The sequence below is a fragment of the Streptomyces sp. NBC_01445 genome (genome assembly GCF_035918235.1).
GTDB lineage: Bacteria > Actinomycetota > Actinomycetes > Streptomycetales > Streptomycetaceae > Streptomyces.
The window spans coordinates 8,996,823-9,017,667 of the sequence record NZ_CP109485.1; the positions used below are offsets into that span (position 1 = coordinate 8,996,823).

General features: G+C 69.0%; 17 protein-coding genes and 2 pseudogenes. 11 read left to right on the forward strand and 8 right to left on the reverse strand.

Translation table 11 applies throughout. The features are described from left to right. Window positions 1-26: 26 nt before the first annotated feature. From OG574_RS41045 to rhaI, 6 genes are all read right to left on the reverse strand, one after another. On the reverse strand, window positions 27-689 hold the full coding sequence (locus OG574_RS41045; RefSeq protein WP_326777324.1) for a LutC/YkgG family protein: 663 nt from the start codon (window positions 687-689) through the stop codon (window positions 27-29). Further along, the gene (locus OG574_RS41050) at window positions 686-2,119 is read right to left on the reverse strand and encodes a LutB/LldF family L-lactate oxidation iron-sulfur protein (RefSeq protein ID WP_326777325.1); all 1,434 of its coding nucleotides are present in this window, start codon (window positions 2,117-2,119) and stop codon (window positions 686-688) included. Before OG574_RS41050 ends, OG574_RS41045 begins: the two co-directional genes overlap by 4 nt. Further along, entirely contained in the window at window positions 2,116-2,859 is a 744-nt protein-coding gene (locus tag OG574_RS41055; RefSeq protein WP_326777326.1) for a (Fe-S)-binding protein, read from the reverse strand. Before OG574_RS41055 ends, OG574_RS41050 begins: the two co-directional genes overlap by 4 nt. After that, window positions 2,859-4,340: a rhamnulokinase gene (locus tag OG574_RS41060; RefSeq protein ID WP_326777327.1), complete on the reverse strand. Its 1,482-nt coding sequence runs from the start codon at window positions 4,338-4,340 to the stop codon at window positions 2,859-2,861. The genes OG574_RS41055 and OG574_RS41060 overlap by 1 nt, the downstream gene beginning before the upstream one ends. A gap of 86 nt (window positions 4,341-4,426) precedes the next feature. Then, a complete protein-coding gene (locus tag OG574_RS41065; protein ID WP_326777328.1) occupies window positions 4,427-6,466 on the reverse strand; it encodes a bifunctional aldolase/short-chain dehydrogenase in 2,040 nt (679 codons plus the stop codon). Between the two features lie 52 nt (window positions 6,467-6,518). Then, window positions 6,519-7,685, reverse strand: coding sequence for an L-rhamnose isomerase (gene rhaI / locus OG574_RS41070; RefSeq protein ID WP_326777329.1), 1,167 nt, complete (start codon window positions 7,683-7,685; stop codon window positions 6,519-6,521). Between the two features lie 472 nt (window positions 7,686-8,157). Here rhaI and OG574_RS41075 point away from each other — a divergent pair, with 472 nt between their 5' ends. From OG574_RS41075 to OG574_RS41125, 11 genes are all read left to right on the forward strand, one after another. Then, window positions 8,158-9,687, forward strand: coding sequence for a sugar ABC transporter ATP-binding protein (locus OG574_RS41075; RefSeq protein ID WP_326777330.1), 1,530 nt, complete (start codon window positions 8,158-8,160; stop codon window positions 9,685-9,687). Then, complete coding sequence (locus OG574_RS41080) at window positions 9,684-10,739, forward strand: ABC transporter permease (RefSeq protein ID WP_326777331.1); 1,056 nt, start codon at window positions 9,684-9,686, stop codon at window positions 10,737-10,739. Before OG574_RS41075 ends, OG574_RS41080 begins: the two co-directional genes overlap by 4 nt. Next, window positions 10,732-11,772 carry an ABC transporter permease gene (locus OG574_RS41085; RefSeq protein WP_326777332.1) on the forward strand — a complete coding sequence of 347 codons (1,041 nt, stop codon included), beginning with the start codon at window positions 10,732-10,734 and terminating at the stop codon, window positions 11,770-11,772. The genes OG574_RS41080 and OG574_RS41085 overlap by 8 nt, the downstream gene beginning before the upstream one ends. 62 nt (window positions 11,773-11,834) lie before the next feature. After that, the gene (gene rhaS, locus OG574_RS41090; protein ID WP_326777333.1) at window positions 11,835-12,923 is read left to right on the forward strand and encodes a rhamnose ABC transporter substrate-binding protein; all 1,089 of its coding nucleotides are present in this window, start codon (window positions 11,835-11,837) and stop codon (window positions 12,921-12,923) included. A gap of 79 nt (window positions 12,924-13,002) precedes the next feature. Then, window positions 13,003-13,323 carry an L-rhamnose mutarotase gene (locus OG574_RS41095; protein ID WP_326777334.1) on the forward strand — a complete coding sequence of 107 codons (321 nt, stop codon included), beginning with the start codon at window positions 13,003-13,005 and terminating at the stop codon, window positions 13,321-13,323. 62 nt (window positions 13,324-13,385) lie between these two features. Next, on the forward strand, window positions 13,386-14,405 hold the full coding sequence (locus OG574_RS41100) for a LacI family DNA-binding transcriptional regulator (RefSeq protein ID WP_326777335.1): 1,020 nt from the start codon (window positions 13,386-13,388) through the stop codon (window positions 14,403-14,405). Between the two features lie 109 nt (window positions 14,406-14,514). Continuing rightward, window positions 14,515-14,970, forward strand: a complete 456-nt coding sequence (locus OG574_RS41105; protein ID WP_326777336.1) for a hypothetical protein — start codon at window positions 14,515-14,517, stop codon at window positions 14,968-14,970. An 836-nt stretch (window positions 14,971-15,806) separates the two neighbouring features. Then, entirely contained in the window at window positions 15,807-17,096 is a 1,290-nt protein-coding gene (locus OG574_RS41110) for a copper resistance CopC/CopD family protein (RefSeq protein ID WP_326777337.1), read from the forward strand. 47 nt (window positions 17,097-17,143) lie between these two features. Continuing rightward, entirely contained in the window at window positions 17,144-18,256 is a 1,113-nt protein-coding gene (locus OG574_RS41115) for a cupredoxin domain-containing protein (RefSeq protein ID WP_326777338.1), read from the forward strand. A 93-nt stretch (window positions 18,257-18,349) separates the two neighbouring features. Further along, the gene (locus OG574_RS41120) at window positions 18,350-18,874 is read left to right on the forward strand and encodes a hypothetical protein (RefSeq protein ID WP_326777339.1); all 525 of its coding nucleotides are present in this window, start codon (window positions 18,350-18,352) and stop codon (window positions 18,872-18,874) included. Then, on the forward strand, window positions 18,862-19,578 hold the full coding sequence (locus OG574_RS41125; RefSeq protein ID WP_326777340.1) for a cupredoxin domain-containing protein: 717 nt from the start codon (window positions 18,862-18,864) through the stop codon (window positions 19,576-19,578). Before OG574_RS41120 ends, OG574_RS41125 begins: the two co-directional genes overlap by 13 nt. Window positions 19,579-19,885: 307 nt before the next feature. Here the strand turns inward: OG574_RS41125 and OG574_RS52860 are convergent. Together OG574_RS52860 and OG574_RS41135 are read right to left on the reverse strand one after the other, a co-directional pair. Then, a pseudogene (locus OG574_RS52860) lies at window positions 19,886-20,005 on the reverse strand (SpoIIE family protein phosphatase); the annotation flags it as partial. A gap of 338 nt (window positions 20,006-20,343) precedes the next feature. Next, window positions 20,344-20,742 (reverse strand): annotated as a pseudogene (locus OG574_RS41135) (integrase); the annotation flags it as partial. Window positions 20,743-20,845 lie beyond the last annotated feature (103 nt).

The following is a 20,845-nucleotide window of genomic DNA, read 5'->3' on the forward strand; positions in this document are numbered from 1 at the left end:
CCCGGTGAACCGCGGTATGACGTTCCTCAGCCGGTGAGCAGTACTACGTGCAGGGTGCGCGGGCCGTGCACTCCCTCGACGCGGTCGAGTTCGATGTCGCTGGTGGCGGAGGGTCCCGAGATCCAGGTGAGCGGGCGGGTGGGGTCGAGGCGGGGGAGGGCCTGCGGGACCGATGCGACGACCTGGTCGGCGGTGCGTACGACGCAGATGTGCAGGTCGGGGACGAGAGTGAGCGCGCGGCGGCCCTGGCCGGGGCCGCCGTCCAGGACGATCGTGCCGGTCTCCGCGATGGCGAGGGCACAAGTGGTGACTACGGCGTCCGTGCCGTCGAGGTCGTACGACGTGAGGGGTGTTCCCCCTGCCGCACCTTCGTCCGGGCGCTGCTCCACCGCCGCGTCGGACAGCCAGGTGTCGGGCAGGCCAGGTGCGATGGCGACCGTGCGGGCTCTGTGCTCCTTGAGCAACTTCGCTATGAGCGAGGGGAGTTCACTTTTCTGGGACCGGTGCACGATTGCCCGGTAGTCGGCCAGGTTCTCGTGCAGCAGGTCGAGGATCGTGGCCGGGTCGTCGGCGGTATGGGTCTGGAAGTAGGTACGCGTGGGGTGGTCTGCCTCGGGTGCGTCGACAAGAGCCTTGCGCACGCGGGACAGGATTCGCTCGCGGGACGAGGGTGTCGTGGGGGAGGTCATGTGCGGTTCTTCTTCCACCAGTCGCGGAACGGTTCGGCGGGCATCTCCGGCAGGTCTCGGCTGTTCGTCCACTGCCCGGCTCCCGGTCCGGGGAGCTTCTTCGGGTGCAGCTTGCGGGTCTTCGCCGCGACACGTTCGCCTGCTGCCAAAGCGCCTGGGTGGTCCAGGACCCAGCCGGCCGCCTTGACCGCGGCCTTCTCCAGGCGGTGCCCCTTGCCGCCCTGGTCGGCGACCTTCTCGCGCAGATGCACGAGGACTTCGGGGATGTCGATGGCGACCGGGCAGACCTCGTAGCAGGCGCCGCAGAGGCTGGAGGCGTAGGGGAGCGAGGCGTCGATCTCGCTTGTGGTGCCGCGGAGTTGGGGGCTGAGGATGGCGCCGATGGGGCCGGGGTAGACGGAGCCGTATGCGTGCCCGCCGGCCCTCTCGTACACCGGGCACACGTTCAGGCAGGCCGAGCAGCGGATGCAGCGCAGGGCCTGGCGGCCTACCTCGTCGGCGAGGGTGTCGGTGCGGCCGTTGTCGAGGAGGACGAGGTGGAAGGCGCGCGGGCCGTCCGCGGTCTCGGCGTCGCTGGTGCCGGTCCACATCGACGTGTACGGGTTCATGCGCTCGGCCGTCGAGGAGCGGGGGAGCGTCTGGAGGAAGACTTCGAGGTCGCGCCAGGTGGGGACGATCTTCTCGATGCCGACGACGGAGATCAGGGTCTCGGGGAGGGTGAGGCACATGCGGCCGTTGCCCTCGGACTCGACGACGACGAGGGTGCCGGTCTCGGCGACCATGAAGTTGGCGCCGGAGATGCCGACCTTGGCGCGCAGGAACTTCTCGCGAAGGTGGAGGCGCGCGGCCTCGGCCAGCTCGGCGGGTGTGTCGGTGAGGCCTTCGGGGGCGGGGCGGCCCCACGCGCCCATCTCCTGGGCGAAGATGTCGCGGATCTCGCCGCGGTTGCGGTGGATCGCGGGGACGAGGATGTGGGAGGGGCGATCGTGGCCGAGCTGCACGATCAGTTCGGCGAGGTCGGTCTCGTAAGCGGCGATCCCGGCTTCTTCGAGCGCTTCGTTGAGCCCGATCTCCTGGGTGGCCATCGACTTGACCTTGACGACCTCGGACTCGCCGGTCTCCTTGACCAGGCGCGTCACGATCCGGTTGGCCTCGTCGGCGTCGGCGGCCCAGTGGACGACGCCGCCCGCCGCGGTGACCGCCTCCTCCAACTGCACGAGGTAGGTGTCGAGATGGCGGAGCGTGTGGTCCTTGATCTGCTTGCCGGCCTCGCGCAGGAGCGCCCAGTCGTCGAGCTCCGCGACGGCCTTGGCACGCTTGTCGCGGATGGTGTGCGTGGCGTGCTTCAGGTTGGCGCGCAGGGTGGTGTTGCCGACGGCCTCGTGGGCGGCCTTCGGGAAGGACGGCATCCCCAGATAGGTCCCGCTCATGACCAGGGCTCCTCTTCGGTACTGGCGAGGATCTCCGCGAGGTGCAGGGCTCGCTGTGGTGCGTCCTGGCGGCGCAGGATGCCGCCGATGTGCATCAGGCAGGAATTGTCCGCGCCGCACAGGACGTCCGCGCCGGTGGAAAGGGAGTTGTCGACCTTGTCGGTTCCCATTGCCGTCGACACGTCGGAGTTCTTGACGGCGAAGGTGCCGCCGAAGCCGCAGCATTCCTCGGCACCCGGCAGCTCGATCAGTTCAAGGCCCTTGACCGCATTGAGGAGTTTCGTCGGCCGGTCACCCAGGCCCAGCATGCGCAGGCCGTGACATGAGGGGTGGTACGTGACCTTGTGCGGAAAGTAGGCGCCGACATCGGTCACACCGAGCACGTCCACCAGAAACTCGGTCAGCTCGTACATGCGAGGGACGAGGGAGTCCGACACCTGCGTCAGCCGTGGGTCGATGCCCTTCGCGGCGATGCGCGGATAGTTGTCGCGGACCATCGCCACGCAGGAGCCGGACGGGGTGACCACGTAGTCGTAGCCCTCGAAGGCGCGGCCCATGCGGTGCACAAGGGGTTCGGTCTCGCGGCGGTAGCCGGTGTTGAACTGGGGCTGTCCGCAACACGTTTGAGCGGCCGGGAAGTCCACCTTCACGCCGAGGCGTTCGAGGAGCCTGACCGTGGCGACGGCGGTGGAGGGATACACGGCGTCGTTGACGCACGTGGCGAAGAGGGCGACGCGCATCACGAGTCCTTGCCGGAAGTGGTGGCCGTGGGGGAGAGGCGGGCAGCGGCCGCGGCCCAGGCGGCGCTGTTGCCGCGTGGCGTGTAGTGGCGTAGCTCCTGTGTGTCGGCTACGAGGCTGCGCATCGCCGACAGGTCGCCGACGAGTCCGTGGGCGCGCGCCTGCACGAGGATGTTGCCCAGGGCCGTTGCCTCGGTGGGGCCCGCGATCACCGGGAGGCCGGTGGCGTCGGCGGTGAACTGGCACAGCAGTTCGTTGCGGGAGCCGCCGCCGACCAGGTGGATGTGGCGGATGTCGCGGTCGGCGAGGGAGGATGCCTGGCGCAGGGTGTTGCGGTGGGCCAGGGCCAGACTCTCCAGGATGCAGCGGACAACAGCCCCCTGGATGCTGGGGGCCGGCTGGTTGGTGCGGCGGCAGTACGCGCGGATGCGCTCGGGCATGTCGCCGGGTGTCATGAACTCAGGGGCGTCCGGGTCGACGACGGACGTGAAGGGCTCGGCTTGGGCGGCGCTGGTGAGGAGTGCGGGCAGGTCGTCCGGCAGACCTTGCGCCGCCCAGGTACGGCGGCACTCTTCGAGGAGCCACATGCCCATGATGTTGCGCAGGTAGCGGACGGTGCCGTCGATGCCGCGCTCGTTGGTGAAGTTCGCGGCGCGGCTCTCCTCGCTGAGGACCGGAGCGTCGAGTTCGAGTCCGGCAAGGGACCAGGTGCCGCAGGAGATGTACGCGAAGTCCGGTGTCGTGGCCGGTACGGCGACCACGGCCGACGCGGTGTCGTGCGAGGCGACCGTGGTCACGGGGGTGTCGGGGGCGAGGCCGGTGTACGCGGCGACGTGCGGGAGCAGTGTGCCCGCCGGGTCGCCGGGGGAGCGCAGCGGAGGCAGCAGTCCTGGGTCGAGGGAGAGCCGGTCGAGGATGCCGCCGGCCCAGGTACCGGTGCGGGCGTCGAACAGGCCGGTGGTGGAGGCGTTGGTCTCCTCCGCGCCGATGGATCCGGTCAGCCAGTGGATCAGCAGGTCGGGGATCATCAACAGGGTTCGAGCGATGCCGAGCTGGGCGCTTCCGGCGGCGGAGGCGAGCTGGAAGACGGTGTTGAAGGGCAGGTGCTGCAGGCCGGTGACCTGGTACAGCTCCTGGGCCCCGATCTTGGGCCATACGTCGTGGGCGGCGACGCCTTCGGTGCGGGTGTCGCGGTAGTGGAACGGCTGGCCGAGGAGGGCGCCGTCCGCGTCGAGAAGGCCGTAGTCGACGGCCCAGGTGTCGATGCCGATGGAGGACACCTGACCTGCTGCGCGCAGGCCGTCGAGTATGCCTTGGTAGAGGGCGAGTACGTCCCAGCGGAGCCCGTCCTGGAGGCGGACCGGTGTGTTGTGGAACCGGTGCGTCTCCGTGAGGTCCAGGTGACTTGGGCCTACAAGGCCGAGGATCACACGGCCGCTGGTGGCACCCAGGTCGGCGGCGGCGAAGGTGAGGTTGTGCATGCGGGCTCCGGGGAGGGGCTAGGTGTAGCGGCCGGGTGCGGGGTGGTCCGGCTGGTCACCGGTTCCCGCACCCGGCATGCTGCGGGTCATCGAAGGAAGGCTGCCGCGACCCCCGCGTCCACCGGGATGTGCAGGCCGGTCGTGTGGGTCAGGTCGCCGCCGGTCAATGCGAAGACCGCATTGGCGACGTGCTCGGGCAGTACCTCCCGCTTCAGCAGGGTGCGCTGGGCGTAGAACTCGCCGAGCTTGTTCTCCTCGATGCCGTACGTCGCCGCGCGCTGCGCGCCCCAGCCGCCCGCGAAGATCCCGGAGCCGCGCACCACACCGTCCGGATTCACGCCGTTGACGCGGATGCCATGCTCTCCCAACTCGGCTGCCAGCAGACGGACTTGGTGGGCCTGGTCCGCCTTGGTGGCCGAGTAGGCGATGTTGTTGGGGCCGGCGAAGACGGCGTTCTTGGAGGCGATGTAGACGATGTCGCCGCCGAGACCCTGTTCGGTCATGGTCCGGGCGGCCTCGCGGGAGACGAGGAAGGAGCCGCGCGCCATGATGTCGTGCTGCAGGTCCCAGTCCTTCGCCGTCGTCTCCAGGAGCGGCTTGGAGATGGAGATCCCCGCGTTGTTGACGACGAGGTCGACGCCTCCGAAGGCGAGAGCAGCGGCCTTGAACGCTTCCGTGATCCGCTCCTCCGACGTGACGTCCACGGTCACGGCGACGGCCTTGTCCGGCCCTCCGAGCTGCTCGGCGACAGCAGCGGCGTTGTCCCCGTTCAGGTCGGCGACCACGACGCAGGCCCCCTCCGCCGCGAGCCGGTGGGCGATGGCCTTGCCGATACCGGAGCCGGCACCGGTCACCAGGGCCACCCGGGTGGCGAGGGGCTTGGGCTTCGGCATCCGCTGGAGCTTGGCCTCCTCCAGTTCCCAGTACTCGATGCGGAACTTCTCCGACTCCTCGATGGGCGCGTATGCGGAGACGGCCTCGGCGCCGCGCATCACGTTGATGGCGTTGACGTAGAACTCGCCTGCGACCCGCGCGGTCTGCTTGTCCTTTCCGAACGAGAACATGCCGACACCGGGCACCAACACGATCGCCGGGTCCGCACCGCGCATCGCGGGTGACTCGGGTGTGGCGTGCCGGGCGTAGTACGCGGCGTACTCCTCGCGGTATGCGGCGTGCAGCTCCTTCAACCGGGCGGTCATGTCGTCGAGTTCGGCCGTGGGCGGCAGGTCGAGGACGAGCGGGCGCACCTTCGTGCGCAGGAAGTGGTCGGGGCAGGAGGTGCCCAGCGCGGCAAGGCGGGGGTGCTCGGCACTCGCCAGGAAGTCGAGGACGGTCTCGGAGTCGTTGAAGTGGCCGACCTGCGGGCGGTCCATCGACGCCAGCCCTCGGATGACCGGGGCGAGCTGAGCGGCGCGCTCCCGGCGCTCGGTCGCGCCGAGCGCCGCGTATCCCTCGAGGACCGGACCGAATGGCTCGTCCTTGCCTTTCTCAACGAGGAAGGTCTCGGCGGTGCGGATGATGAAGAGGGCGTTGCGCTCGCACTCTTCGGCCGTCTCGCCCCACGCGCTGATGCCGTGTCCGCCCAGGACCACCCCGACGGCCTGCGGGTTGGCGGCCTTGATGGCCGCGATGTCCAGGCCCAGCTGGAATCCGGGACGGCGCCAGGGCACCCAGGCGACCTTGTCACCGAAGCACTCGGCGGTGAGCTTCTCCCCGTCGGCCGCGCAGGCCAGGGCGATGCCGGAGTCGGGATGCAGGTGGTCGACGTGAGCGGCGTCCACCAGGCCGTGCATGGCCGTGTCGATGGACGGTGCGGCGCCGCCCTTGCCGTGCAGGCAGTAGTCGAACGCGGCGACCATCTCGTCCTCGCGCTCCACGCCCGGGTAGACGTCGGTGAGCGCGCGCAGCCGGTCCAGGCGCAGCACGGCGAGCCCGCCCTCCGTGAGCGTGCCCAGGTCACCGCCCGAGCCCTTGACCCACATCAGCTCGACGTCGGAGCCGGTGACCGGGTCGGTCTCGGAGCCCTTGGCGGACGTGTTGCCGCCGGCGTAGTTAGTGTTGCGGGGGTCGGCGCCGAGACGATTGGAGCGCGCCAGCAGCGCGGCGACCTCGGGGTGCGTAGACATGGCGTGGATCAGTCCTTGTGAGAGAGGTGAACGTACGGAACGGAGCGAAGACTCAGGCCCCCCACCCCGCCTGCTCCCCACCCACCCGCTCGGCCACGATCCGCTCCTGCCACCCGGAGGCGGCATACGCGGAGACAGGATCCGGGTTCAGCCCCTGCTCCTCGCGCAGCTCGCGCAGCAGAGGCCGGACATCGGTGTTGTAGGCGTCCATCAGCACGAGGTTCGCGCCGAGCACATCACCTTCGCGCTGCGCGGCGACGAGCGCGTCGAGGTCGACGAGGAGCGCCTTGGCGGTGGCTTCCTGCACGTTCATCACGGAGCGGATGACCGCCGGGATCTTCGCCTCGATGTTGTGGCACTGGTCGAGCATGAACGCCACGTTCGTCTCCGGCTTGAAGCCGCCGTTCTTGGCGACCTCGTGCAGGATCCGGAACAGCTGGAACGGGTCGGCGGAGCCGACCATCAGGTCGTCGTCCGCGTAGAACCGTGAGTTGAAGTCGAAGCCGCCGAGCTTCCCCTCGCGCAGCAGTGTGGCGACGATGAACTCGATGTTCGTACCCGGCGCGTGGTGCCCCGTGTCCACGACGACCTGAGCCTTGTGGCCCAGCTTGAGGCACTGCAGGTACGAGGTTCCCCAGTCGGGCACGTCGGTCGTGTAGAAGGCCGGCTCGAAGAACTTGTACTCGAGGAGCAGACGCTGGTCGTCGCCGAGCCGCTCGTACACCGTGGCCAGCGACTCGGCGAGCCGGTCCTGGCGCGCCACGATGTCGTCCTGCCCGGGGTAGTTCGTGCCGTCGGCGAACCACAGCTTCAGGTCCTTCGACCCGGTCGCGTCCATGATGTCGACGCACTCCAGGAGGTGGTCGACGGCCTTGCTGCGCACCTTCGGGTCGGGGTGGCAGACGCTCCCCAGTTTGTAGTCGTCGTCCTGGAAGGTGTTGGAGTTGATGGCGCCGAGTTCCACACCACGTTCCTTCGCGTACGTGCGGAGGCCCTCGTAGTCGTCGACCTTGTCCCACGGGATGTGCAGGGACACCTTGGGCGCGATGCCGGTGAACTCGTGCACCTTCGCCGCGTCGTCCAGCTTCTCCCGCGGGGTACGCGGCACACCGGCCTGCGCGAACACCTTGAACCGCGTGCCGGAGTTGCCGTAGCCCCAGGAGGGTGTCTCGATCCGCTGGCCGGCGAGTGCGGCCTTCACGGCAGCGATGTCAGGCATGTTCACCTCGGGGTGACTGAAGGAATGGGTGCCCCGGAAGCTGGGGCGACAGGTACACGAACCGACCACGTGTGTGGCCGCATGCAGCAACCGACGCATGCGGATGACGATGTGAATCGATTCATTCCGTTCGGGAAAGTAACCCCCTCGACTGGTGGCCGTCAAGGGGTTCCAGTCGATCGGGAGAGGCTCTCCACGACGTTACGGAATCGTGTCGTTCACCCCTCGCGGGTCCAGGGCGCCCCCGGTTTCCTGCAGTTCAAGGGGCCTTCATCGCCCGGCGTGCCCACGTGGGGAGGTCAGGAGATCAAAGTGACCTCTTGACCTGCCGGTTGCGCGGGGCTAGCTTCCGGGCAACCTCACTGAAACATTTCAGGCCGGGTGACTTCTTCGGCATTCAAGGCCGCGCTCGACGACACACCACCTCGGCAGACTCCCCGGCACACCACTGGCACACCCATGGAGAGACGCAATGACGCTTTCTGAACCGGAGACCACTCCGGTGCTCGCGCTGGAGGGGGTGAGCAAGTCCTTCGGCGCCGTACGCGCCCTGCGTGGTGTCTCGCTGCGGCTGTACCCCGGAGAGGCGCACGCCCTCGCCGGAGAGAACGGCGCGGGCAAGTCGACCTTGATCAAGACGCTTGCCGGGGTGCACCGCCCTGACTCGGGCGCGGTCCTGCTCGACGGTGAGCCGGTGGCGTTCAACGGTCCGGCGGACGCCCGCGACACGGGCGTCGCCGTCATCTACCAGGAGCCGACCCTCTTCCCGGACCTCTCCGTCGCCGAGAACATCTTCATGGGCCGCCAGCCCCGGCGTTCCCTGGGCCGCGTTGACCATCGCGCGGTCAAGCAGGCAGCCGCCGATCTGTTCACCCGCCTCGGCGTCGACCTCGATCCCGATCAGCCGGCCCGCGGCCTGTCCATCGCCGACCAGCAGCTCGTCGAGATCGCCAAGGCGCTCTCCTTCGACGCCCGCGTCCTGATCATGGACGAGCCGACTGCCGCGCTCACCGGCAGCGAGGTTGCCCGCCTCTTCGGCGTCGTCAGGACCCTGCGCGCGCAGGGCGCCGCCATCCTGTTCATCTCGCATCGCCTGGAGGAGATCTTCGAGCTGTGCCAACGGGTGACCACCCTGCGTGACGGCGCCTGGATCAGCAGCGAGCCGCTGGAGGGGCTGACCGAGGACGATCTCGTACGGCGCATGGTCGGCCGCGATCTGGACGAGCTCTACCCCAAGCAGCTCACCGAGGTGGGTGACGTCGCGCTCACCGTGCGAAGGCTCACGCGTGAGGGTGTCTTCACCGACGTGTCGTTCGACGTGCGGCGCGGGGAGATCGTGGGCCTCGCGGGGCTCGTCGGTGCCGGCCGCAGTGAGGTGGCCCGGGCCGTGTTCGGCGTCGACCGCTTCGACGGAGGCGAGGTCGAGGTGCTCGGCAAGCGACTCAAGCCCGGCGCCCCGAGCCTGGCGATGGCCGCGGGCCTCGCCCTCGTGCCGGAGGACCGCCGCGCCCAGGGCCTGGTGATGGATATGTCCATCGAGCGCAACATCGGACTCACCGGCTTCGCCGACACCACCCGCGCCGGGCTCATGAACCGCACGGCCGAGCGCAGCCGAGCCGTCGACTGGGCGGTCAAGCTCCAGGTGAAGTACGCGCGTCTCGCCGATGTCGTCGGCACTCTGTCGGGGGGCAACCAGCAGAAGGTCGTCCTCGCCAAATGGCTCGCGACCGCTCCGCAGGTGCTGATCGTGGACGAGCCGACGCGCGGCATCGACGTCGGCACCAAGGCCGAGGTGCACCGCTTGCTGTCCTCGCTCGCCGCCGACGGTGTAGCGGTCCTGATGATCTCCTCCGACCTGCCGGAGATCCTCGGCATGGCCGACCGGGTCCTCGTCATGCACGAGGGCCGGCTCACCGCCGAGATCCCGCGCGCCGAGGCGACCGAGGAGTCCGTGATGGCTGCGGCCACCGGCCGTACGAAGGAAGGAAGGGCGGCCGCATGACCATGACCGCGCAACCGGTGCGGAACGAGACCGCACCTCAGGCCACCGCCTCGCGCCGGTTCATCGACAAGGTGTTCAAGGCCCGCGAACTGGCCGTCGTCGCCGTGCTGGTGGTGATGCTCGGTGCCACGCAGATCTACAACGGCGAGTTCCTGTCCGAGCAGGGCATCAAGGACCTGATGCTCAACGCCACCATTCTGGTGCTCGTTGCGGTCGGCCAGGCCGTCGTGGTGATCACCAAGAACGTCGATCTGTCGGTCGGCTCGGTGCTCGGCATCTCCGCCTTCGCCGCAGGCAACTACCTCCGGGACGGCGGAAGCCCACTCGTCGCCGTACTCCTCGCCGTCGCGCTCGGTGTGGTCTTCGGCGTCCTGAACGGGGCCCTCGTCAGCCTCGGCAAGGTACCCGCTCTCGTCGTCACCCTCGGCACTCTCTACATAGTCCGCGGCATCGACTCCATCTGGGTCGGATCCAAGCAGATCACGGCCGATGCACTGCCCGGCAGCTTCGTCGACTTCGGCCACGACGGTATCTGGGTCGTGCCTTATCTGGCGCTGCTCGCCGTCGCCGTGCTGCTCTGCGTCGGCTACTACCTGCGCAGCTACCGCAGCGGCCGCGACATGTACGCCCTCGGATCGAGCCCCGAAGCGGCGAACCTGGCCGGCGTGCCCGTCCGTAAGCGCATCATGACCGCGTACGTGCTGTGCGGCGCCCTCGCCGGACTCGCCGGAGCCCTGTACCTGGCCCGATTCGGCAACGTCGACTCCGCCACCGGCAACGGTTACGAACTCACCGTCGTCAGCGCCGTCGTGGTCGGCGGCGTCGCCTTCACCGGCGGCTCAGGCACCGTCTACGGAGCTGCGCTCGGCGCCGTCCTGCTGACCTCCATCAACAGCGTGCTCCCAGCGATCGGCGTCAGCTCGGTCTGGGTCACCGCGATCAACGGAATCCTGCTCCTGCTCGCCATCGCCGTCGACCGGATCCTGGCGCTGCGGGTCGCCGCGGTGCTGCGAAAGAAGGCCGCACAGATGAGGAGTGCCCGCCATGACTGACATCACGAGCCCCAAGCCGACGGCCCGTCGTGGCCTGGCCGGGGCGGTGCGCTGGGACACCGCGGTAGGCGTCCTGTTCGTGCTCCTGCTGCTGTTCTCGTTCTCGTTCGTCGACAACTTCGGCAACGCGCTCAACGTCTCGTTCCTCATCGGCAACACACTGCCGATCGCTCTGATCGCGCTGCCGATGACGATGCTCGTCATCTCCGGTGAGGTCGACCTGTCCGTCGGATCCACGGTCGGTCTCTCGAGCGCGGTGATGGGCGCCCTGTGGAACGAGGGCATGGCCATCGAGACGATCATCCCGCTGTGCCTGCTGCTCGGTGTCGTCTGCGGCCTCATCAACGGCCTCCTCGTCACCCGGCTCGGACTGCCCTCCCTCGCCGTCACCATCGGCACCATGGCCGCCTACCGCGGCATCGCCCAGATCATCCTCGGATCGGACTCGGTCACCGACTTCCCCTCCCAGTACCTGGACTTCGGCGCGGGCCGGATCGGTGACACGTTCATCCCGTACGCCGCCCTGCCCTTCGTGGTCCTGCTCGGGATCGCGGTCGTCGTCCTGCACGCCACCCCGGTCGGCCGCTCGCTGTTCGCGATCGGCGCCTCCGAGGAAGCGGCACGCTTCGCGGGCATCCGGGTCAAGCGCCTGAAGCTGTCCATGTTCGTCACGACGGGCGTGCTGTCAGCCCTCACCGGAGTCTTCTGGACCCTGCACTACGCCAGTGCCCGCTACGACAACGCGACCGGCCTGGAGCTGTCCGTCATCGCGGCGGTGCTGCTCGGCGGCATCGACTTCGACGGCGGCAAGGGAACCCTGGGCGGCGCCATCGCGGGCGTGTTCCTGCTCGGCACCCTGCAGAACGTGATGAGCCTGGTCAACGTGTCGGCACAGTCCCAGATCCTCGTCACCGGCGTACTGCTCGTGTTCTCGGTCCTCGCCCCGCGCGTCGGTCGCCAGATCGCTCAGGCCAGGGCCAGGAAGAAGACGGTGGCGGCGCCACCGTCATCACCTGCGCCCGCCACTGCATAGAACCACCAGCTCCTGTTCGGTCAACCGCTGTACACCGTCGTACTACGCAAAGGCAGAAGCCCATGTCTCTCACCACCACCACCAGAACCCGTCGGCTCACCGCGGCCCTCGCCGTCACCACCGCCCTCGTCCTCGGTGCCACCGCCTGCGGTGGCACGACCAAGGACGACGCGAACAAGGAGGCCGGCTCCGCGGCGGCGGGCAAGGCCGACGCCAATGCCGCGACCAAGAAGGGCCTGAGCATCGCGTTCCTGCCCAAGCAGGTCAACAACCCGTACTTCACCACCTCGGACAACGGCGGCAAGAAGGCGGTCGAGGGGCTCGGCTCGACCTACAAGGAGGTCGGCACCAGCAGCGGCACCGACACCTCCGGCCAGGTCTCCTACGTCAACACGCTCACCCAGCAGCAGGTCGACGGCATCGCCGTGTCGGCGCAGGACCCGGGCGCCCTGTGCACCGCCCTCAAGCAGGCCATGAAGAACGGCGTCAGCGTCGTCACGTACGACTCCGACACCAAGCCGGACTGCCGTAACGTGTTCGTCTCGCAGGCCAGCGCCGAGGACCTCGGCCGCACCCAGGTCCAGCAGATGGCCAAGCAGATCGGCAACAAGGGCGAGATCGCGATCCTCTCGGCGGCCCAGACGGCCACCAACCAGAACACCTGGATCGACTACATGAAGGACGAGCTGAAGAAGCCCGAGTACAAGGACATCAAGCTCGTCACGACCGCCTACGGTGACGACGACGCCCAGAAGTCCTTCCAGCAGACCCAGGGCCTCCTCCAGGAGCACCCGAAGCTGAAGGGGATCATCTCCCCGACCACGGTGGGCATCAAGGCCGCGGCACAGTACCTGTCCGGCTCCAAGTACAAGGGCAAGGTCAAGCTGACCGGCCTCGGCACCCCCAACGACATGCGTGCCTACGTCAAGAACGGCACCGTCGACGCGTTCGAGCTGTGGGACCCGGCCAAGCTGGGCGCCCTGGCCGCGCACACCACCGTCGCCCTCGAGTCCGGCCAGATCAGCGGCAAGGAGGGGCAGACGTTCAAGGCCGGTGACATGGGCGAGTTCACCATCGGCAAGGACGGTGTCGTCTCCCTCGGCAAGCCGACCGTCTTCGACAAGTCGAACATCGACAACTTCAAGTTCTGACCCGACGTAAGGGAGAAGGGGCCGCCGTTCACGTCATGGACGGTGGCCCCGGCTCCGTCATTGGACAAGGGAGATGAGGATGCAGCGGGTTTGCTTCCTGCTCAAGGTCAAGGCCGACCGGATCGACGAGTACCGCGTCCGCCACCAGGGTGTGTGGCAGGAGATGCGGGAGGCGCTGACCGCCACGGGCTGGCACAACTACTCACTCTTCCTGCGCGAGGACGGTCTGCTCGTCGGCTATCTGGAGACCGAGGACTTCGACGCCGCCCGAGCCGCGATGGACGCCACTGACGTCAACGCCCGCTGGCAGGCAGAAATGGGCGATTTCTTCGAGGAGCTGGACGGACAGGCTCCCGACGCCGCGATGCGCCCCCTCACCGAGGTCTTCCACCTTGCCTGAGCGGCGGACAGGCACCGACTTACTAGAATGAATGCTGCTCAGAGCACGTACGAGGGGAACCCATGACGGTTGGCATCAAGGACGTGGCGCAGGCGGCGGGCGTCTCCGTCGGCACGGTCTCCAACGTCCTCAATCAGCCCGACCGTGTCTCTGCGGGCACCCGCCGTCAGGTGCAGGACGTCATCACTCGTCTCGGCTACGTCCGCAGCGAGTCCGCCCGGCAACTGCGCGCCGGCCGCAGCCGCATCATCTCGCTGCTCGTCTTCGACATGGGCAACCCGTTCTTCGTCGACATCGCACGGGGCGCCGAACGGGCCGCGCGTGACGCCGGACTCGGCGTCATGGTCTGCAACAGTGGACAGGACCCGGCCGAGGAGGCCGACTACCTCGCCCACTTCGCCGAGCAGCGGGTGCGCGGGGCTCTTGTCGCCCCGGCCGACCCGAGCGGTGGGACGCTGCGTGACTTCCGGAGGCACGGCATCCCGTACGTCGTCGTGGACCGCGTCGCCGGGGACGAAGAGGGCTGCTCGGTCTCCGTCGATGACGAGGCGGGCGGCGCGCTCGCCCTGCGCCACCTCGTCGCGCAGGGGCATCGCCGCATCGCGTTCGTCAGCGGCCCGCCGCATCTCAAGCAGGTCCAGGACCGGCGCACCGGAGCCCTGGCCGCGCTCGCCGAGGCCGGTCTCCCTCTCGACGCACTGCGCGAACTGCCCACCGAACGCATGGACGTGGCCGCGGGCCGCGACGCTGGCGCCCGCCTCCTCGGCCTCGCCGATCGCCCTACTGCCGTGTTCTGCGCCAACGACCTGCTCGCCCTCGGCGTTCTGCAGGCCCTGTACACCGCGGGCGTCCGGGTTCCCGAGGACATCGCGATCGTCGGATACGACGACATCGAGTTCGCAGCGGCCGCGACCGTCCCGCTCACCTCCGTACGCCAACCCGCCTACACTCTCGGGACCATCGCCGCGGAGCTGCTGCTGGAGGAAACAGGAGCGGCGGCGACGGATCACCGACACCAACACGTAGTGCTGCAACCGGAGTTGGTGGTGCGCAGGTCGAGCATGGGTGGACACGACGGCTGAAGGCTGTTGCAGAAGGCTGCGTTCGGGCAGGTCTGTGCCGGGTGTCGGTAGGGAATCCACCCATGACCAGCGGCGACGAGTCTTCGACGGCACAGGTGCTGGCGTCTCTATGCCGGCTCGATGGCAGTTGTGGTCGCTCGGCGGGTTCCGGCCCGGGCGACGTGATCAGCCGGATGCCCTGGTACACCTCGTGCGTGGCTTCCCCGACGAGGAAGAGCCTCCCTTGCCGTTCGGGCTTCTTGATCGCCTCGAGTTCCGCTTCTCCGAGCGCGAGCGCGAGGCATGGACGTTCGGCATGGGGACCCGTCCAGAACTCGAATTCACGGGCCATGCTGAACGTCGCATTCGGGAACAGGTCCACGGTGCCGATGTGGTCCATGTCGGTGCGGGCCGCGGCGTGGGCCGCGTGACGTGTGGCCAGTCGCATATGCATCCGCGTAAATCCGGTGAAGGGTTGACGCGTGGCGTGTTCGCATTCACCTCTTCTTCACGGGAGGTAATGCGGGCATTGGGCGGGGAAGGTCCCTATCTCACATCGATGGCCGGTTCAAGGGTGAGGCAATGAAACGGCGCATTAACTGATGCGTAGCTGCGGGGAATCCTCGCGTCGATCCACTCCTTGGCATCGCCGTCAGCGCATGGCCCGCATGACTCCTCCGTGTCCCTCGTGCGGGCCATACGTGTTCCCCGGGCGATCCCTGAGCAAGTCCCCGTGCAGTTGTCTGGAGGATCCATGTCCTTCTTCGCCAGGGCTTCCTGGCCAGGAGATCACCGTGACGAGATCGTCGCCGGTGCGCTCGCCGCCGCTGTGATCGTCGTCCTCGGATACGCCTCCGGGATCGGCGCCCCCGCACCTCAGAGCGTGGACACCGCCGCTCCGCCTGCCACCACAGCCCCAGCGGATCCGCCCGCGTTGAACACTCCCGGCTCCGCCGAGCCGCCCGCCACCTCCGCGGACGCGGGTGCCGGTGCGGGGGCCGGGTCGGGTGTACTGCCCGTGGGCGACGCACCCCCAGTGACTGGCGGAACGGGAGCGGTTGGGCACGGTGGGCACAACGGCCAGGGGGGTGCAGGGGATTCGACGGGACCTTCCCGAACGCCCCCGGAATCACCGTCCCCGAGTCCGTCTCCCGCGCCGAGCGAATCGTGTGACGACGGTCAGGTGCGGCTTGTGCAGCCCTTGCTCAGCGGCACGAACGACGCGGTAGCCGGCCTCCTGGACGGATTGCCGATCGCTGCCTCTCCCTCTCCCTCTCCCTCTCTTTCGCCGTCGGCGTCTACGTCATCCATGCCAGCTATGTCCGATGGGGCCCTCTGTCTTGGCGTAACGCCCTCGATTTCCCTCCTTTCGGGGCTGACGCCATGAGAACTCGCCTGTTTCTCACGGGTGTTCTGGCCCTCGTGACTCTTGTGCTCTCCGTGCCGTCCGCGTCCGCGCATACGGAACTGGACTCGTCGTCGCCGAAGGGAGGGGCCCATCTGGCGCGCACCCCGCGCGCGGTGAAGCTCACCTTCAGCGAGCGGGTCGATCCCGCCGACGTACATGTCACGGCGCACGGCAAGCGGCTGACCGTCGAGCCGGCGGCCACCGGCAAGCCTGACACTGTTGTCGTCCGTGTCCCGAAAGGATCCGGCGATACCCGCCTGAACTTGGGTTGGCAGGTACGCGACATGGAGGACGGGCATCCGTCCTCCGGCACGCTCACCTTCCGCATCGGCAACGGCGGCTCCCGCGCGAGCGCACCGCACCCGGACGCGGGCGACGCCGCGGTCTCCCCCTCCGCGGCCGTGCGCACCGCCTGGGGTGTCTCCCGTTGGGTGGGCTACCTCGCGCTCGCCCTGTTCGTCGGCGGGCTCGGGTTCCTCGCGATGCTGTGGCCGCAAGGCACCGAAGACCGCAGGACTCGCCGCATCCTGGCCGCTTCCTGGGCGTGCGGGCTCGCCGCCACGGTGGTGGGTGCCGGACTGCAAGGCGCGTACGGCGCGATGGGCTCGCTCGGCGACGTACTCCGACTGTCGACATACACCGACCTGTTGGGCAGCGGCGACGTCGGCATCGTGCTGGCCTGCCGGGCCCTGATGTGGCTGCTTGCCGCCGTCGTCCTGGCCGCACTGTTGCAGGGTGGCGGGCGGGCCGCGAGGTCGCCCGGCTGGCGCGTCGGCGCGGGTTTCGTGAGCGTCGGTCTGCTGCGTACGACGGGCATGACGGGCCACAACTCGGAGGGTATGCACCCTGGTTGGGGCGCGGTCGCCGATCTGGTCCATCTGCTCGGTATATCGCTGTGGCTGGGCGGACTCACACTGCTGCTGCTCGGCGTCCTGCCGCGCCGCCGCCCCGAAGAGCTGTCCGCCGCCGTCTCCGGCTACTCCACCCTCGCGGGCGTGTCCGTCGCGGCGATCGTGGCGGCCGGTGCCGTACTGGCCTGGCAGGTGGTGGGTTCCTTCGGCGCCCTCTTCGCCACCGGCTACGGACGCCTGCTGCTGATCAAACTCGCCGTTCTGGCCGTGGTGTTGCTCATCGCGCAGCGCAGCCGGAGGTGGGTGCGCACGCGACTCGACATCGCCGTACTGCTGCGCGGGGACCGCGCCACCGTACGGCCCTTCGTCCACTCGGTCGCGGCCGAGACGGGGCTCGTCCTCGTCGTCCTGGCCGCGACGAGTCTGCTGGTCACGGCCGCTCCCGGCCGCTGACCGGTTGCACCACCCGGCACACCCTTCCTATAAGGAGACGCACGACTATGCGTACTGACGAATCCGCCGCCCCCGGCGCGCGGGGACAGGCACGACAGGGGTTGCCGCCGCGGCGCGGCAACCGGGCGCTGCTGGCGGCCGGCCTGGGCGCGGCCGTTGCCGCCGTGGGCTGTCTGGGGCTCCTCCAGACGGCGAGCGGCGCACCGGCCGCCACCACAGCGGCGCCGGCGGCCGAGGCCCACTCGATGGCACAGGCCGAGCCGGAGGCCGCGAAGGCCGCCGACCACACTGTGAAGATCACCGGCATGAAGTTCGCGACGCCGAAACTCACCGTGAAGGTCGGCGAGACCGTGAAGTGGGTCAACGAGGACACCGCTCCGCACACGGTCACCACGACCAGCGGGCCCGCGAAGCTGGACTCGGGCACGCTGCAGAAGGGCGACAGCTGGTCGTACACTTTCACCAAGGCCGGAACGTACGAGTACTACTGCGCCGTGCACCCGGACATGAAGGCGTCCATCACGGTCGTCGCCGACAACTCCGGTGGCACAGGTGGCGGTTCGGGTTCCGGTGGTTCCTCCTCCGGAGGGTCCGGATCGGGCGGCTCGGACTCGGGAGGGTCCGGCTCGGGAGGGTCCGGCTCGGGAGGGTCCGGCTCGGGCGGCGCTTCCGGGGGGACGTCGGGTGGCAGCTCCGGCGGGAACGGCGGTGGTTCGACCGGCGGCAGCTCGTCCGGCGGCGGCACCGGCGGTGGCCACTCAGGTGGTTCGACCGGCGGTGACGGTGGTGACAGCGGTGGCGACGAGCAGTGCCACAGCGTTCAGCAGGTCCTGCTGCCGATCCTGCAGCACATCAACTCGGCCCACCTGGAGGAGTCTCCGGGGCAGCAGGTCCAGGACGCGCTGAAGCTCGACAGCTACCTGAAGATGCACACCGTGTGGGTCGAGTCGATCCTCACGCCGGCCGTGAACGGCGGCGGCGCGACCCTCGACGACACCCTCACCGTCCTCCTCCAGCACATCAACTCCGCCCACCTGGAGGAGTCCCTCGGCCAGCAGATCACCGACATCCTCAACCCCGACCAGTACGTGAAGACGCACACCGTCTGGGCCGAGCACCTGCTCGCCCCGACCCAGAAGTACCTCACCACGTCCTGCTGACCGGACCGACAACGAGACGTGGCGGGCCGGCCGAGTCGCAGTCGGCCGGCCCGCCACCGCCGACATTGTCCCTCATCCATCGAGGTGCACTGCGTGACCACCAGAACCCTTCCCACCGCCACCCTCCCGCCCGTGCCCGAGGGCGCCGCGTGGCTTCCCGGGCCCGGCACGTACATGGCCACCGGCGACCGCTGTGTCGTCGAACTCACCGCCCGACTCGGCCCGTTGGTTACTCTGCGCCGCCGCCTCACCGCGGACGAAGCCGCCCTGACCGTCGCGCCCACCGCCGCAGACTGCGTTCTGAGCCTGAAGCTGACCGGCGCCGCGCTCGGCGGCGACGCACTCTCCTTCGTCAGCACCGCCGTAGAGCCCGAGGCGCAGGGCTCGCGGCTGCGCCTCCCCGGTGAACTCGCCACGGCCGACCCAACCGTGCCGGCGATACCGGCGACGCTGACGCTGCGTGTCGTCGAGCGCACCGACGACAGCCTCCTCGTCCTCGGCACCACCCATGTCCCGTACGGCCCACTGCGCCGCTCCACGGGCTTCACCCTGTCCCGCATCCGCCCCGCAGACCGCTTGCGTCTGCTCGTCGCCGCGGAGTTCACATGCCCCGTCTGACCACGCTCGCGCGCGTCGCGCTCGCCACCCTCCTGCTCGGCGGCGCCTTCACGGTCCTAGACGCTCCCTCGGCCCACGCCAAAGGCCACCAAGTCGTCATGTCCGGCTACGCGTTCGGCCCCCGCACGCTCACGATCACGGCCGGCGACACCGTCACCTGGGTCAACCGGGACTCCGCCCCGCACGACGTGAAGACCACCTCGGGCCCCGAGTCCGTCCACTCCCCGATGCTCGACAAGGGCGGCACCTGGAGCCACACCTTCACCGTCGCGGGCTCGTACGGCTACGTCTGCACCGTCCACCCCGGCATGACCGCACAACTCGTGGTCAAAGCCGCTGCCCCGCGCACGCCGACGCCTCAGGCGCCACCCGCCCACCGTCACGACAACCCCGCTCCCAGCACCGCGAGTCCGGCGGGTGAACCGGCCCCGGCCACCTCGTCCGCGCACCCGCACCGCACCAAGTCGACGGCCGCAGCCGTTCCGGCCCCCAGCAGCGCCGCACCCTCGACGCCCGCTGATCGCGGCGCCCCGGTACAGCCCGCTGCCGCGGCCGACACCGCCGCAGGTTCCGCCCGGCCACTCGATCCCCTGCTCATTCTGGCGGGCGTCGTGGCGGGGGTTGCCGTGTTGTGTCTGCTGCTGGTGGGATCACGATCCGCGACCGGGGCTGCCGCGGGTCAGGGGGGTGCGGCCAAGGGCTGACCTTGCCTTAGCTTGTTCTTTCTGGTCTGACCTCGAACGATGTCCCGAACGTGATCGCTCGTACGAGGGTTGCGGCGACGTCAATACGGCCTGCGTCTGATCCTGTGCTCCGACCAAAGAGGCACTTGACCAGTACGAAGGAGGTGGGGGAATGAGTCTGCTGAGTCTGCTGCAACCCGATGTCCGGACCGGCGACTTCGGCCGCTTGTCGCGATCGAGCTGGCTTCCCGCCCGGTCGACGCAGTTGTGGATCGTAGACGGCGCCCTGATCGCCCCGGACACACTTCTGCGCTGGCACCGGGTCCCGCTCCGGAGAGGTGACGGTCCCGTCCGGATGCACCACCGCCGGGCCCGGGTGCCCTGCTCGCGCGGTCGTGCAGACTTCCGTGGCCCGGTCGTAGATCGCGTACAGGCAGGTCGCCCCGGTTGAGTCGTCGTCCGCGCGCCGGGCCAGGCAAGGCGGAACGCGTCCTCGATCTCCTGGCAGACCACGTTTTCGCGTGGCACGCAGCGGATGGAGTCCGGGAGGACGGCGTTGCCGAGGCCGGTGGCAATCAGGGCGAGGGCCGCGGACGCCTCCGTGACCGTGTAGGTGCTGTGGGGATGGAAGCCCGTGGCCAGACGGCTGCGGACCCCGGCCAACGGCTCGTCATCCGGTCTGCCGGTGTCGGCGGCCCTCTGCTGTCCTGCTCGGGCGGCCTGTTCGACGGTGTGGCCGAGGGCGGACAACGGATCGCTCATGGACGGCACTCGGCCTTGCGCTTACAGGCGCCTGTAGCCCCAGCTGGGATTTTCTCGTGCCAGGCGCGGCATCAGGGAGCCAACCGAGTGTACGGTCCGCGGTCGTCCCGGGCGCTTGGGCCGGGAGGCGGCAGCATGGCGGCTTGTGAGTAGACAGCGATGCCATCGCAGTACCGTGTCGGGGCGCACCAGCAGCCGCAGATGGCGCAGCACATACCTCGGGAGTCGGTGTAGCAGCGCCGCCAGGAGCGCCCGATCGCTGGTGTCGAACCGCGGCCTGGCCTTGCCGAGTTGGTGCTCCAGAACCGTGATCTGATGACGCAGGGCGAGGATCTCCGCGTCGGTGTCCCGGTCGCTCATCGGTAGCAGGCGCAGCATGGCGAACGCGTTCGACACGCCGAGGTAGGTCAGTCGCAGCAGCACGGTCGATGATCATGCCGCGCCCACCGCCAGCCGCGTGAGAGCGCTGATTCGAGGGACCAGGCTGGCGCCACGGAAACCGCTCCCACCTGCACGGATGAGGTAT

Coding starts and splice junctions, on each gene's coding strand:
- OG574_RS41055 (WP_326777326.1), bottom strand. CDS start 2,859: ATGCGCGTCGCCCTCTTCGCCACGTGCGTCAACGACGCCGTGTATCCC.
- OG574_RS41080 (WP_326777331.1), top strand. CDS start 9,684: ATGACCATGACCGCGCAACCGGTGCGGAACGAGACCGCACCTCAGGCC.
- rhaI (WP_326777329.1), bottom strand. CDS start 7,685: ATGCCTGACATCGCTGCCGTGAAGGCCGCACTCGCCGGCCAGCGGATC.
- OG574_RS41085 (WP_326777332.1), top strand. CDS start 10,732: ATGACTGACATCACGAGCCCCAAGCCGACGGCCCGTCGTGGCCTGGCC.
- OG574_RS41095 (WP_326777334.1), top strand. CDS start 13,003: ATGCAGCGGGTTTGCTTCCTGCTCAAGGTCAAGGCCGACCGGATCGAC.
- OG574_RS41045 (WP_326777324.1), bottom strand. CDS start 689: ATGACCTCCCCCACGACACCCTCGTCCCGCGAGCGAATCCTGTCCCGC.
- OG574_RS41125 (WP_326777340.1), top strand. CDS start 18,862: ATGCCCCGTCTGACCACGCTCGCGCGCGTCGCGCTCGCCACCCTCCTG.
- OG574_RS41050 (WP_326777325.1), bottom strand. CDS start 2,119: ATGAGCGGGACCTATCTGGGGATGCCGTCCTTCCCGAAGGCCGCCCAC.
- OG574_RS41100 (WP_326777335.1), top strand. CDS start 13,386: ATGACGGTTGGCATCAAGGACGTGGCGCAGGCGGCGGGCGTCTCCGTC.
- OG574_RS41075 (WP_326777330.1), top strand. CDS start 8,158: ATGACGCTTTCTGAACCGGAGACCACTCCGGTGCTCGCGCTGGAGGGG.
- rhaS (WP_326777333.1), top strand. CDS start 11,835: ATGTCTCTCACCACCACCACCAGAACCCGTCGGCTCACCGCGGCCCTC.
- OG574_RS41065 (WP_326777328.1), bottom strand. CDS start 6,466: ATGTCTACGCACCCCGAGGTCGCCGCGCTGCTGGCGCGCTCCAATCGT.
- OG574_RS41060 (WP_326777327.1), bottom strand. CDS start 4,340: ATGCACAACCTCACCTTCGCCGCCGCCGACCTGGGTGCCACCAGCGGC.
- OG574_RS41105 (WP_326777336.1), top strand. CDS start 14,515: ATGCCGGCTCGATGGCAGTTGTGGTCGCTCGGCGGGTTCCGGCCCGGG.
- OG574_RS41115 (WP_326777338.1), top strand. CDS start 17,144: ATGCGTACTGACGAATCCGCCGCCCCCGGCGCGCGGGGACAGGCACGA.